We start from the raw sequence: 14,343 nt of genomic DNA, 5'->3' as shown, positions 1-14,343 counted from the left end.
GGCGTGCTCAACCGCATGACGGCTCTCGCTCGCCCGCAATCCGTTCGCATCGTTTGAAGTCAGCATCAAAGGTCCACCTTTGCCTTCAAATTCGATTTATGCAACAACGCCATTGAGACCGCGAACATCCATTACGCCGTCGGAGATGGCAAGGGTGCGGCCCGTAAGGAAATCGTCATTTATAGCTGGAATGAAATGGCGGAGCCGGCGGGTTTGTTCTAGTTTTGTAAAACGTTTGCGTGCGCGGAAAGTATGTGATTTGCATCATGTGAGACTTTGAAAAAATCTGTTATTTGATAATACTTGACTTCCGGGCGGAGACATACTTAGTATGAAACAGTAAGGGAATGGAATAAATTTATTTGAAAGAATGCCGAAATAAAAACGTAATTTTCAGAGTTGGTGTCCATGGGACTCGTATTGTTTATTTTGGATTTTGATGATCGTGCAAATTAAACTGTGCGCTTTGCGATCGTCTTTGATGATTTTTACACCGCAGTTAATGTTGTACTCACCGCCGCGTGTAAACGTCAATTCACAGTCCGGTGCCTAGATTTACGCAGCAATGCCACTGCGACAACGGCCGAAATTTTAAAAACCACTTTACACGGGAACGTATTGCCTTCGAGGCCCTCTTAAGTCGCGTTTTCGCGGTTGGGTCCTCGCTGTGCCCGGACGTGGCTGAAATTTTCGACAATAGCAAGCGAGTAAATAGAGATAAATTATGGATCTAATTGCACGATGTGTAAATTTTTTAAAGAATATTCGATCTTGCATCCTTATTATATTTGTGATTTCAGGGTGCGCCGCTTCCACCCCGAATTTATTAAGTTCGGGCAAGGCCGATGATAAATCCGGTGGTAAGGGGTTGGTGACATCGAATGCTGACATGGTGCTGACAAAGATAGAGTTGCTTTTGAAGCATGCTCGTCTTGACGACGATGCATACATTTCCAGGGTCCTTGATGTTCGCCTTGTAGGCGGCGAGTTGGAAAGTGGGCGTGGAGACATGATATATGCATGTGCGTTACCGTCGTACACAGATGCAAGAATCTGGAAGGGGCGGCGCTATCGCTATGATAGCGAGCCAGCCTACCTTGCGCCTCAGCCGTTTCCGGCTACATCAAAATGCTACAACCCATATGTAATTGACGAAAAAAATCCCATGCATATTGCGGCATCGCTAAGTATAAATTTAAATATAAAATATGTTTGCATCAAACTTGCCGACGTAAAAATGCATTTTAAAGATGCTTATTATTCTGAATCAAGAGGGGGGTTTAGTGTGAGGTATCGCACTGGCGACATGAATAATCATATCGTGATGCGTATTGAGTCGACGCGTGCCGGGGAGATATGTGTAAATACTGTTGTTCTTGATCAAAATGATTTCTCACCCGAAATTTTCTAGTTTTAATTTTTATTAAATAATGTAACTTGAGGAGTGACAATGACGGCAATAACTGGCAATGAGACTATGTGGCAGTCAATTGGGACGCCGTCTGCGGCCACCTTGGCTCTAATAAATTCGAGCCCGACGCTGGTTCAAGAGTTAAACAATTACCAAACCGCAATTGATCAGGGGAAGGCCTTGCCGTTCTCCTTGGACTCGGCGCAGCCCAACGTGTTGCAAACTGTACCGAATTCATCGGGACAACTTCAGATCGATTTTGGGTCGACGAGGTTGGAAAATTATAGTGATACCAATAACAATCTGATCACCGATCTGAGCTACGAACTGGGGCATGTTGACAATTATTCAGGTGATCAGAATTTGTATCAGTCGCTGTCGCTTTCGCCGAATGATCCTAGCTACAGTCAGATTGCTGCCATCTCTGGGGTAATAGGAGAGCAAGAGTCTGCCGCAAATAACTACGTCGTGCAGCAAGAAATTATGGCGGCGACAGGAACTAAGATAAATCTCAATGGAGATGGCCCTAATAATGCAAATGGGGCACTCCAGGCGGCGTTTGACTCAGCATATGCCACCGATAAAGCGAACGGAGTTCCGCCGGCCGATGACTACGGCGTGTTTGTTGAATCTGTATCCGGCATTATGGGGAATTTTCCGGCGCTTCCAGACGGAAATGGTGGGAGCTATACATTTGCGCAATACTACGCAGCAAATGCAGTTGCAGTAGATCACTATTTTAACCCGACAGCTTCTCAGATCAATCTCGGGCTTCAGGGATCTTCAGATGCGGATATAACCAACATCTCTACCAACTATGATCCGGATACGGGTGCCCTCAGTGCCTCTACATTGACGTTTTCATCGGGAGAGCAGGAGACAATAAATTTCTCGAATTCCCAGATTAGCTCTGCTCAATATACTGATGGGTCTGGGAGTATCGTCTCAACCATCACCTATAGCCACAATGCTGACGGCAGTTATTCCGCGACGATGACCGACGGCACCGGCAGTGTTGTGTCAACGCAGCAATTCTCAAGCGACGGTTCTACTGAAGTTGATACAGTTGCGAGCGTTGATACTCCTGCTGATGTCAACGCGTCAGGCATAACCTTGACCACGAACGCCAACGTAATCGACATCAACGGGGAAAACTACGATACGACGATCCTGAACGGCGATCATGTCATCAACGCTCAGGCCGGCGATAACTTTCAGCTAACGGGTGTTGGGTATGATGTCGATCTAACCAGTGCGGGCGGGTCGACGGTTACTTTCGAAGCCGGATCGGGCGGAACCATAACCGGTACCGGAAATATCATCGATATCAATGGCTCGGGCAGCAGTGTCACGACCACCGGCAACACGATCGCCCTTGCTAATGGCACCGATGCGACGATTAGCGGTGGCGGCAACACTATCTCAGCGGATGGCAGTGCCTCGGGCAGCACGTTCACGCTCGAAGGCACGGGCACCAATGCCGACACCCTGAATCTCGCGGGCGCGACGGATGTCACGGCGCTGCTGGGCGACGCCACGACCATGGTTGATCTGGGCATCAACAACAGCCTGACTGTGACCAGTGTCAATGGCGGCGGCACTGTAACTGGCACGACCGGCGATAATCTGACGGTCTCAGGTAGCAACGTGACGCTGGATGCCACCGCGGGTCAGTACAGCCTCATAGGCACTGGTGACACGGCAAATGTCTCGAACAGCACGGTGTCGATTGCGTCGGGCAATCAGGCAACTTTGAGCGGATCGGACAACACGGTGACGGCCAGCACGAGCGATAGCATCACACTGGATGGCAGCGGCAATACCGTTACCGCCGGAACCGATAGCACGATTGACGTCAGCGGGCAAAGTGATTCCGTCACGGCTTCTGGCAGCACGATTGATCTCGCCGCCGACAGCCAGGCAACCATCTCGGGTACAGGTGACAATGTCGCAGCTGCCTCGGGCGACGTGATTGACCTGAGCAACGCCACCATCACCCTCACGGCAGATAGTTCGGTCACGATCGACGGCTCCAACGACACCATCGTCGGCGCGGCGAGCGACAACATCACCATCGACGGCAGCAGCGACAGCGTGAGTGCGGGCACCGGAAGCTCGTTCGATATAGCGGGCAACGACGACGGCATAAGCGCTGGAAGTGATGCGACTGCAACCGTTACTGGCACCGGCGATACGCTGGACGCAAGTGGAGCCCAGGTCAACCTCGGCACCAGTACGCAGGTGACTCTCACCGGAACTGGCGACGCGGTGAGCGCTACCGGCGATCAGATCACCCTTGGGGCTGACTCACAGGCTACCTTTACGGGTGGATCAGATACGGTCACCCTGGGTACTGGCACCACCGCGACGCTTAACGGCGCGAGCGACATCGCCAACGCTACGGGCGCGAGCGACGTAATCAATCTGCAGGGAACAAGCGATCAGGGGAATGTCGCGGGTTCGGGCGACATCGTGAATGCGACCGGTAGCGACGACGCGCTATCCAGTTCAAGTGCAGCGACCAATGCGTCTTTGAATTTGCAGGGCACAAGTGACTCCGCCACCGTTGGAGGGACTGGGAATGCCGGCATAGCATCCGGTTCAGGCGACTCGATACAAGTGACGGGGAATAGCTCCGGCGGCGATGCGCTTGGCTCCAGTGATTCCGTGGTAGTTAGTGGTAGCAACAGCACCGCCTGGAGTTCAACCGCGGCCACGAACGCGAGTCTTACCGTGCAGGGCTCCGGAGACATCGCGTACGTTGACGGCACGGGTAACACCGGCGTTGCCTCGGGTTCGAATGAAACGGTATATGTGTACGGTACTGACTCCCATGGCGACGCGTTAAGTGCGAACGATCAGATCAACGTCACCGGGAGCGACAGCACCGGATGGAGCTCAAGCGCTGCCACGAATGCCAACATCGATCTGACCGGGAGCAGCGATACTGCGGATATCTCGGGGTCGGGCAATGTCGGAATAGCAGACGGGTCGGGTGACCTGGTGAACGTTTACGGCAACGACTCCAACGGCGACGCGTTAAGTGCGAACGATCAGGTTGACGTCACCGGGAACAACAGCACCGGATGGAGCTCAAGCGCCGCCACGAATGCCAACGTCGATCTGACCGGGAGCAGCGATACTGCGGATATCTCGGGGTCGGGCAATGTCGGAATAGCAGACGGGTCGGGTGATCTGGTGAACGTTTACGGCAACGACTCCAACGGTGATGCGTTAAGTGCTAACGATCAGATTGACGTCACCGGAAACAACAGCACCGGATGGAGCTCAAGCACTGCAACCAATGCCAACATCGATCTGACCGGAAGCATCGATACTGCCGATATCTCGGGGTCGGACAATACCGGAATAGCGAGCGCGTCGGGTGACTTGGTGAACGTCTACGGCAACGATTCTCATGGCGATGCATTAAGCTCAAGCGATACGATCGACGTAACGGGAAGCAACAGCACCGGATGGACTTCGAGCACCGCTACAAATTCCAACATCGATCTAACCGGGGGTGACGACACTGCATACGTTTCGGGGTCGGACAATAGCGGGGTAGCTGACGCGGGGCACGATACGGTTGACGTTTATGGTAACGATTCTCACGGCGACGCCTTGAGCTCTGACGACCAGATCAATGTCACTGGGAGCGATAGCACCGCCTGGGCGTCGAACACGGCGTACGACACCGACATTGACCTGTCTGGTTCAAGTGACACTGCCAACGCTGGGGACAACACTTCAGTAGTCGCATCGGGTAGCGATGACTTCTTGAACGGCGACGATCTATCGGATGGCACCAACTACGACATCAATAGCAATGGTGCTACGTCGGATGGCGGGGGAGATTATGACGACGATGGTGACACGGACCCGCCCCCTGACGATGGCACAGACGATCCGGTCATATTGAATCTGAGCGGTGGCCAGGTCCAGACGACATCCGTTACGGGTTCAACCACCTACTTTGACATGCAGAACGACGGCCAGTCGGTACAGACCGCATGGATGACCCCGGGCGAAGGCATGCTGGTCTATGACCCGGCAAACCCCAACTCGGCGACTGATGATGCAGACCTTGTATCCGGCTTCGCTGCGCTAGATGCACTCGACAGTAACGGCGATGGCGTACTGAACGCCAGCGATAGTGCATGGAGTCAGTTGAGGGTGCTGGTAGACATCGGCAACGGGCAGCCAGACCAGTTATTTACGCTAGGCCAACTTGGCATTAGTTCGATCAACCTGAACGCCACTGCCGAAGAGGTCAGTCAGAACGGCAACGTCATTCTGGCCAACAGCACATTCACAAGAACAGATGGCAGCACGGGAGATGTCGCCGGGGTCGCGCTGCAGTTCAACCCAGGATCGATTCAATCGACTGCAGCGGGTGGGAATGCATCGGTCACCAGCCAGGCGTTTGTCGATCACCGGCTCAACCAGCTGATCGCTGGAATGGCGTCTTTCAACCCTCAGCCTGCTGGCAGCACGAACCTGATGCACGACGAGCACGGCCAGCACCACATGGTCCTGGCCGCCAGTTCGCACTAAACGGCTGTGCACAATGCCCGCGACCTGGGTTGCGGGCATTTCATTAACGCGTATTTCGCAGGTCTCACGCGAGACCTGCAATCTCCATGGCTGACCAAGAAAACAATGTTGCTGCAGAGAGCGACCCCGGACTTGCCGCGCTCGTGCTGATCGCCCGCTTCCATGGCATCGCGGCTGACGCTGAACAACTGCGTCACGCTGCCGGTATTAAGTCTGACGCGTTTAACGACAGTGAACTGGCGCTCTCCGCCCGTTCGCTAGGCCTCAAGACGCGCAAGGTGAGGGTTTCAACCGACCGCCTGCCCCGAACACCTTTTCCCGCCCTTGCACTTGACCGGGACGGTCGACACTTCATCGTTGCAGGTTGCAATTCGGAACGCGCTCTCATACTTGACTCAGGCGCAAGCGGGACTGCCGCGAGCTCCCCTGACGAAGTGATAGCGCGTTGTGACGGCCAGATGCTGCTGTTTGCGTCCCGTGCGTCCCTCGCTGGCGAGCTCGCGCGATTTGACTTTTCCTGGTTCATCCCCGCGGTCGTCAAATACCGGCGACTGCTGCTCGAAGTGCTGCTGGTCTCCGCTATCTTGCAGCTATTCGGTCTGGTGTCACCGCTGATGTTCCAGGTAGTCATGGACAAGGTGCTGGTCAACCGTGCGTTCAACACGTTGAATGTCGTGTGTATCGCGCTTTTCGTCAGTTCGATATTCGAGATCTCGCTGACTGGGCTACGCAACTATGTGTTTTCGCATACGGCGAACCGCATCGACGTTGAGCTGGGTGCTCGGCTCTTCCGGCATCTGCTCGCGCTTCCGCTGGACTATTTTGGTTCGCGACGCGTAGGGGACACCGTCGCACGTGTGCGTGAGCTTGAGAATATCCGCAGCTTCCTGACCGGACAGGCAGTGACTGCAGTCATCGACCTGTTTTTCTCCTTCATTTTTCTGACCGTCATGGCCGTATACAGCGTATGGCTGACACTCATCGTAGTCATTTCACTGCCTGTATACGCCGCAATCTCGATGACACTTAATCCAGTGCTGCGCCGCCGCCTGAACGAGAAATTCGCACGTAGCGCCGACAACCAGTCTTTCCTGGTCGAAACCATCTCAGGCGCGGAGACGGTGAAGTCAATGGCTGTCGAACCGCAATTTACCCGGCGCTGGGACAACCAGCTTGCTGCCTATGTGGCGGCAGGATTTCGCGTAAGCGAACTTGGAAATATCGGACAGCAGCTTATCCAGCTAGTCGGCAAGCTCGTGACACTGTGCACACTCTTTTTCGGCGCAAAACTGGTGATCGACGGCAAGCTCTCGGTAGGCGAGCTCATCGCCTTTAACATGATGTCCCAACGGGTCGCAGCGCCCGTTTTGCGCCTCGCCCAGCTCTGGCAGGATTTCCAGCAGATTGGTATCTCCATGGGACGGCTCGGTGACATTCTTAACACCCGTACAGAAGTGCCGCAAAGCCGTCAGGCGTTGCCCGCTGTCAAGGGTGACATCAGTTTCCAGAACATTCGTTTCCGGTACCGCGCGGATGGTCCGACGATTCTCAATGATGTTTCTCTCGACATCCGTGCAGGTGAGGTCATCGGCATCGTTGGCCGCTCAGGATCGGGGAAAAGCACCCTGACCAAGCTGCTACAGCGTCTTTACATTCCGGAGCATGGGCGGGTCCGCATCGACGGAATCGATCTCGCACTCGCAGATCCCGCGTGGCTAAGGCGACAGATTGGCGTCGTTCTCCAGGAGAACCTGTTGTTCAACCGGTCAATCCGCGACAACATCGCCGTGACCGACCCTGGTATCTCGCTAGAAGTGGTCATGAACGCGGCCCGCCTCGCCGGTGCGCACGACTTCATTTCGGAGATGTCCGAAGGTTATGACACGACAGTGGGCGAGCACGGTTCAAATCTCTCTGGTGGTCAACGGCAGCGCATCGCGATCGCGCGCGCATTGGTGACTAATCCGCGCATTCTCATATTCGACGAAGCGACCAGTGCGCTCGATTTTGAAACCGAGCGGGTCATCCAGAACAACATGCGTGCGATGTGTCAGGGGCGCACCGTAATCATTATTGCGCACAGATTGACGTCCGTCCGGCATGCCGATCACATTGTCGCGATGGACAAGGGAAAGATTGTCGAGCGCGGAGGCCACGAACAACTGATCGAGTTAGGTGGCTATTACTCTCACCTGGTCTCGCTTCAGAACAGCTGACACGACACACAGATACGGCAAAGTTCATTATGAATTCTATAAGAGCACAGGCGCTGGGTGACCTGCTGCGTCGCTACGGTGCCGTGTTTCGCACAGCATGGTCGATTCGCCATCAACTCGATACCCAACCACGCCTTTCGCACGAACGCGCGTTCCTGCCAGCCAATCTCGAACTGGTGGAAACGCCGGTCCATCCCGCACCACGATGGACAATGCGGATCATCGTCTTACTGGCGATCCTGATTATCCTGATTGCACTCTTCGGTCAGCTTGACATTGTGGCGGTAGCAAAGGGCAAGCTGTTACCCGACGAGCGGGTAAAAGTGATTCAACCTGCAATTACGGGCGTCGTTCGACGGATTCTCGTGCAGGACGGTGAACGCGTACATGCGGGGCAATTGCTGATGGAGCTCGACCCAACCCAGGCAACTGCAGATGCCGATAAGGCTCGTTCGTCGCGCGTCGATGCGTCACTCGCGGCAGAACGCGCCAGGACATTACTCGCGGCACAAAGCGCAGGACGACCGCCTGAAATGGCACGAGTCGACGGCGCGTCACCCGCGGAGCAGCAGGAATCGCAGCACTTTGCCGATGGGTTGTATCGCGAATATCAGGACAAGCTGAACAGTGCGCAGGCCGAACTGCTCAAACGTGAGGCCGAACTGGATGAGACTCGCCAGGAAATCGCCAAGCTCGTCGCTACAGCGCCGCTCGCACGACAGCAGGCAAATCAGTACAGGTCACTCGCTGCGGACAATTACGTCGCCCAGACTGATTATCTGGACAAGGAGCAGGCCGCGCTCGAGAAAGAGCACGAGCTTGCTGCTCAGCAGAGTCACGCTCACGAACTGGTCGGAGGCATAGCTGAGCAGCGCGCGGACATCGCATCGACCACATCGCAGTTTCGCAGCACCCAGCTTGATGCACTCGATAAGGCGACCCAGCAACTGGAGCAAAGCCGCAACGACGAGACCAAGGCGGATACCCGACAGAAGCTGATGAGCCTAGCCTCTCCTGTAGATGGGACAGTGCAGCAACTGGCTATTCATACGGTCGGAGGCGTCGCTACTTCTGCGCAGTCGCTCATGGAAATTGTACCGATCGATTCGGTTGAAGTGGAAGCAAATATCGAAAACAAGGATATCGGATTTGTGAAGACCGGACAGGTTGCGACCGTCAAGATCGAGGCATTTCCATATACCCGTTACGGCTATCTGACGGGCAAGGTCGTCGCTGTGTCGAACGATGCAGTTCAGGACAAGAAACTCGGCCTGACATTCGTCGCTCACATCCGGCTACCCACGAATCGCATCCTCGCCAACGGTCAGTGGATCAACCTGACACCCGGTATGGAAGTGACGGCCGAGATCAAGACGGGCAAACGTAGCGTGGCGCACTACTTCTTCGATCCCGTGATGCAGACGGGCCAGGAGAGCATGCGTGAGCGGTAAGAGAAACTGGAATGGGCAGGAGGCTGGCCGATCGGGTATGGGAAAGAGTCGGTACACACGAGGCCGCGCAGTCGGGCTATTGGTCTTGTCGATGGCGTGCGGCGGCGTATATCCTGCGTGGGCTTTTGATCCAATGCTAACCGGACGGTCGGTGCCAGCGACCGCCGCAGCGGCGATGCTTGGCGATGGCAGCGCTGGTGTCTGTGCATTTGGCCCGTTGCCCAATCCGCTGCCGTTGCAGGATGCGGTAGAGCGCGGCCTATGCAACAACCCCAAAACGCGCGAGGCCTGGGCGCAGGTCAAGATTCAGGCGGCAGGAGTCGGCATTGGTCGAGCCGCATATTTGCCCACAGTGACGGGTAACTGGCAGGGTGTACGGGACGACACCGCCACGAACGTCAGTGGTTATCCCCAATACAGTTCGGACTACCGGAACAGCGTACTCAGAACTGAGAGTGTGTCGCTGAACTGGGTGTTATACGACTTCGGAGGGCGCAAGGCGGCGCTGGCGAACGCGACGGCGCTGCTCGCTGCTGCGCGGGCCAGCCAGGAAGCAGCGTTGGAACAGGCTTTTGCGGACGTGGCGAAAGATTACTACGCAGCACAGGCTGCCCAAGGCGCATTTGCTGCCGCCCAGGAAATCGAGCAGACCGCAAACGACAGTTTCAAGGCCGCGACCGCTCGCGTCAGCAAAGGTATAGCACCCATTACCGACGAGCTGCAGGCCCAGACGTCGTGGGCGGAGGCCGTTATCAACCGGACGAAAGCGCAGGGAGACTGGCAATCCGCCCTTGGGACGCTAGCCTCCGATATGGATCTTGACCCGAGTATGCCGATAACCTTGCCTGATGTCGGTGACGGCGTGACGCCGGACGCGGACTTTGACGATTCGGTCGCAGAACTTATCGAAGAAGCAAAACGTTCCCATCCGAGCGTTCTGGCCGCTGAGGCGCAGGTCGAAGCGGCCGCGGCAAAAGTAAGTCAGACACGGGCGGAAGGGTTGCCGAGCGTTAGCTTTGTCGCAAAGTACAGTTGGAACAATCAGCCTACCACCCTCGATGTCGGCTTCCCGCAGCTTCCCGCGAACGGACACGAGTGGTATCTGGGTATTCAGCTTTCCATACCTATCTTTGAAGGCTTCACCCGGACCTATCAGATTCGCCAGGCCGAGGCGCAAACCGAATTGCAACGTGACACGCTGAATGAGGTACAGCAGCAGGTTGGCCTTGATGTTTGGACGAGTTATCAGACGTTGCAGACTGCGACGCACAATCTGGGTAACAGTGCCATGCTGCTTGATGTCGCCCGACGCTCCTATATAGCTGCGCAGCGCCGGTATCAAGTTGGTGTCGGAAACATTCTCGAACTGCTCAATGCGCAATCGTCCTTGGCCGCAGCAAAGCGCCAGCGCATCCAGGCCCTGACTGACTGGCGTTCAGCGCGGCTTCAACTGGCGGCTAAGCTCGGCAAGCTGCGGATGTGGGATATTGCTGATCAGCAGACCCGGAGCGTGGAATAGCATGAGTAAAGTAGAGATTCTTGGTTCTCGCTTCATCGCGCCTGTTTTCGATCCATGTGCGCGCCGCTAATGCGGACGGTCCCGGGTGTGCGACGCATCGCGGGTGGCTGGATTGGGTGGTTAATGTCAGTAAGTTACTGATTTAAATAAATATACAGCGGCCTGCAAAGCCGTTTGTGCCTGTTGAGCCTGGTCGGGTCTTTGTATCGGTAAAGCGACCTTGGGTGTCCCAATTCGACCCTGAAGGGACGTTCGATCTTGCCGGAAACGGCCGTTCAAGGTGGTCAGTGACAAATCGCCGAGGGTGGCCGCGCCGTGCCTGAGCGAGTCTTGCGCGGCGGGTACTAGACTGGGGGATCAGGCAATCTGGGTCACAGCAATTCTGCCCGATTATCGTTTGATGGCAGGCCGGCATTGCGCGGCGACAATCACTTTGGCCGCCGGCCAAGCTGCTTGACGCTATATACGGCGTCGCAATCCGTTCAAGCCCCTTCACTTATCGCGGGAAAGCAGCGATCCGCTAGACTGTTAGCCCTGCACACACCGATTCCGGCCTCCGACATGCTCGAGTTTCAAGTTCGAATCGAAGAAATGCCTCGGATCTTCCGAGGGTTTTCGGACGCCGTGGGGGAGGCCAGTTGGAACAAGGTAGTCCGCAATAAAAAGCAACACTCGCAGGCTAATCCGTTTCTTCGCGAGTATTACGAGGGCGAGTATAGAGTCGCCTTTCAGCTCGCCAAGTGCAGTGAGCTTTTGACTAGGTACGGCAAATTGCCCGCAGCCGAACTCGCGCGGCTTCATCACGCATGTGGTTTCGCCGGTCAAACGCTGTCCATCCTGGAAAGCTTGCCGGCAAAATACCGTACGGCGTTCGCTGGAAGAATTCGGGGTGCGCTTAAAAATCCCGACGACATGCGGGGCTTGCTACTCGAAATTGCCACGGCAACACATTTCATCCGCCGCGGAAACCATGTTCTGTGGCCCGAGTTCCAAGCGGCCGACTCTCCAATTGCAGGGTCAACCTACGACCTGTTCATCGAGGACCTTGGCTCGAATGGGCTCGAAGTCGAATGCAAGTCGGTCTCTGACGATAAAGGCCGCAAATTTCATCAAGAGGAACTGTTGGCCTTGCAGCAGTTAGTCAAGCGCAGGCTTGAACCTCTCATCAAGAGCATTAAAGCTGGTGTTGCCGTAATTCTCACGGTACCTGATCGTCTGCCAAAATCGCATAAAGAACTGGAGCTGCTGGCTGACCGCGTGCGAGACCAGGTGTTGTTGAACGAAAGCAAAGTGTTCGACGACGGTTCGAATGTGCGCGTATCCGATTTCGACATCGCCTTGTTGAAAGACATGCCGATGATTTCAAACTCCCCTGCGGTACGGGCAGTGATAGAGAAGGTGACAGGTACACGAAACAGAAACGCTATGATTATTGGCCGACCGAACGTCGGTGCGATCGCATTCGTACCCCAGAGCGCTCAAGACGACAGCGTACTCGGAGCGGCGTTCGAGACGGCTGCCGATGCCGCGAAGCGGCAATTGACCAAAACACGCCCCGGTCTTCTTATCCTTGGCTTTAACGGAATGGAGGCCGATCGGCTGCGGAGCGTAGCCGAGGATGATTTTGAGAATCCACAGAAGCCGACGGCGTTGCGTATTGGCGTCAGTCAGTTTCTTTCTGGCGAATCACGTGATCACGTGGTGGGCATAGGGTTTGTCAGTCGGAGCACGCTCACACCGCAAAGCGATGGCGCACTTGAGACTGGGGGCTCGATCTATAGCTTTCGGAAAGAGGAAAGCTCACTGTGGCATAACGACTTCACCAATATTTTTGGTGGTGGGCACAAATCCTAAGCCCAGATCTAACCGCGACATCTGCAGGTGCGGGCAGTATTTTGCTGTTGACGTGGCCGGAACTAAACGGGATATGAATAGCACGTCCCAGTGGGTGCTTTCATGAAGTTTCCCCATAGCCCCCAAATAGACTGGTCTGGTGCCAACCCTCCAAATATCCAAAGCTCGGCGATATTGAGGTCGGGTACAACCAACTGGGCTGGATCGAACGAGGTTCGCCGGTTAAGGTGGATGGCCACCACAAGGTCTCGGGAGTCGACGTATTTCGTCAATGCGTCAACTGTGGCTTGCACGGATGCCTTCGGATTTAGCTTGTCAGGCACTACTTCTTTGATTTGAACAGGGGCTAGCTGTTGCGTGTCGCCCTCGAACCACGAGGCGACAAAATCGTAGTCTCGCGACTCCCCCCTGCCGACAAAGACCGTCTGGCCGAGTCGCTGAGACATCCCATGACAGAAAATTGCCGCCTCACGGATTTCCCTAAACTCTTTCAGGCCGTTGGTCCGTAGTTCCTTTATTTTGTCGGTAGTGTTCGACGTTGCTATCTGCAGCTCAATTTTCCGGAGACTTCTCAGGAGAGATACAGGATCTCGATATTCAAGCTTGCGCGCAAAACGTAGCCATGTGCGATCCATTCCAGAGCCTCATGAGTAAGTTAAGTATGCTTGCGAGCCCATATGCTCCGCGATTGTCGACGATTCGTGTATGAGAGTCGACTGACCGCTCCTTGCTCGACTTGAGACGTTCGACGATGGACGAAAGTCACTTCGCCACCTCGCCCCAGTCATTACCAATCAGTGCATTTACGGCATCGCGGCCGAACCGGAAAGCGCTGTGGCGAAAGCAAAAAGAAAAAATGTACAGAGAAGAAAACTTGCCAGACCGATTGCACACGCGCCTTTGACGAGCCATGGCCAGCGTGGCGTAGCGCGATACAAGCCCAAAAGAGCAAGCGCCAGCAACAATCCCCCAATGAGCCGTGAGCGCTCCGGATCGTGCCACGGACCAGGTGCCAGTGCGATATAGTCAAACCAGTGCCTCTTCGCCCCATAACTCAGATATCCCCACCAGCCGACGACTGGAATCACGAACATCAGCGCAAAGTTCGACAGACTGCCAATCCAGCGACCCATATTTTCTTCCCCCTTTTCAGTGTGAGTCGAGTGATTGTTGGCAACCGATGGTAGCTGAGTTGAAGTCAAATCCTATCCTCGTGAACATTTAGAGTGGTGGCGCGCATCCATTAATGCTGTGCCCAAACTGTGCCCATAATCCATAGTGAGGTTCGGGAAATCTCTCAAAACCCTGATAATCTCAAAGCTGACCGGCGCGAGA

General features: G+C 55.1%; 8 protein-coding genes. 6 read left to right on the top strand and 2 right to left on the bottom strand.

What is annotated here, in order from left to right:
* Positions 1-724 precede the first annotated feature (724 nt).
* The 6 genes from FFS45_RS15895 to FFS45_RS15870 all read left to right on the top strand — a co-directional run bounded on the left by FFS45_RS15895 (position 725) and on the right by FFS45_RS15870 (position 13,008).
* Entirely contained in the window at positions 725-1,411 is a 687-nt protein-coding gene (locus FFS45_RS15895; protein ID WP_137955598.1) for a hypothetical protein, read from the top strand.
* Between the two features lie 39 nt (positions 1,412-1,450).
* Positions 1,451-5,968, top strand: coding sequence for a DUF3060 domain-containing protein (locus FFS45_RS15890; protein WP_137955597.1), 4,518 nt, complete (start codon positions 1,451-1,453; stop codon positions 5,966-5,968).
* Positions 5,969-6,054: 86 nt separating this feature from the next.
* A complete protein-coding gene (locus tag FFS45_RS15885; RefSeq protein ID WP_137955596.1) occupies positions 6,055-8,184 on the top strand; it encodes a type I secretion system permease/ATPase in 2,130 nt (709 codons plus the stop codon).
* Positions 8,185-8,213: 29 nt separating this feature from the next.
* The gene (locus FFS45_RS15880) at positions 8,214-9,635 is read left to right on the top strand and encodes an HlyD family type I secretion periplasmic adaptor subunit (RefSeq protein ID WP_074302015.1); all 1,422 of its coding nucleotides are present in this window, start codon (positions 8,214-8,216) and stop codon (positions 9,633-9,635) included.
* A 151-nt stretch (positions 9,636-9,786) separates the two neighbouring features.
* Entirely contained in the window at positions 9,787-11,154 is a 1,368-nt protein-coding gene (locus FFS45_RS15875; RefSeq protein ID WP_349292319.1) for a TolC family protein, read from the top strand.
* A 561-nt stretch (positions 11,155-11,715) separates the two neighbouring features.
* Entirely contained in the window at positions 11,716-13,008 is a 1,293-nt protein-coding gene (locus tag FFS45_RS15870; RefSeq protein WP_137955595.1) for a hypothetical protein, read from the top strand.
* Positions 13,009-13,070: 62 nt separating this feature from the next.
* Here the strand turns inward: FFS45_RS15870 and FFS45_RS15865 are convergent, their stop codons facing one another.
* Positions 13,071-13,643 (bottom strand): hypothetical protein, encoded by a 573-nt coding sequence (locus FFS45_RS15865; protein WP_137955594.1) that lies wholly within the window; start codon positions 13,641-13,643, stop codon positions 13,071-13,073.
* Between the two features lie 168 nt (positions 13,644-13,811).
* Positions 13,812-14,210 (bottom strand): hypothetical protein, encoded by a 399-nt coding sequence (locus FFS45_RS15860; RefSeq protein ID WP_137955593.1) that lies wholly within the window; start codon positions 14,208-14,210, stop codon positions 13,812-13,814.
* Positions 14,211-14,343 lie beyond the last annotated feature (133 nt).

It is taken from the genome of Burkholderia sp. 4M9327F10 (assembly GCF_005503145.1).
Taxonomy (GTDB): domain Bacteria; phylum Pseudomonadota; class Gammaproteobacteria; order Burkholderiales; family Burkholderiaceae; genus Paraburkholderia.
Note: the sequence above shows the minus strand (reverse complement) of the source record. Positions and strands in the feature narration are given on the sequence as shown.

What these genes read in the sequence shown, in the direction of transcription:
- FFS45_RS15870 (WP_137955595.1), top strand. Translation starts at nt 11,716, where the DNA reads ATGCTCGAGTTTCAAGTTCGAATCGAAGAAATGCCTCGGATCTTCCGA.
- FFS45_RS15865 (WP_137955594.1), bottom strand. Translation starts at nt 13,643, where the DNA reads ATGGATCGCACATGGCTACGTTTTGCGCGCAAGCTTGAATATCGAGAT.
- FFS45_RS15885 (WP_137955596.1), top strand. Translation starts at nt 6,055, where the DNA reads ATGGCTGACCAAGAAAACAATGTTGCTGCAGAGAGCGACCCCGGACTT.
- FFS45_RS15890 (WP_137955597.1), top strand. Translation starts at nt 1,451, where the DNA reads ATGACGGCAATAACTGGCAATGAGACTATGTGGCAGTCAATTGGGACG.
- FFS45_RS15880 (WP_074302015.1), top strand. Translation starts at nt 8,214, where the DNA reads ATGAATTCTATAAGAGCACAGGCGCTGGGTGACCTGCTGCGTCGCTAC.
- FFS45_RS15895 (WP_137955598.1), top strand. Translation starts at nt 725, where the DNA reads ATGGATCTAATTGCACGATGTGTAAATTTTTTAAAGAATATTCGATCT.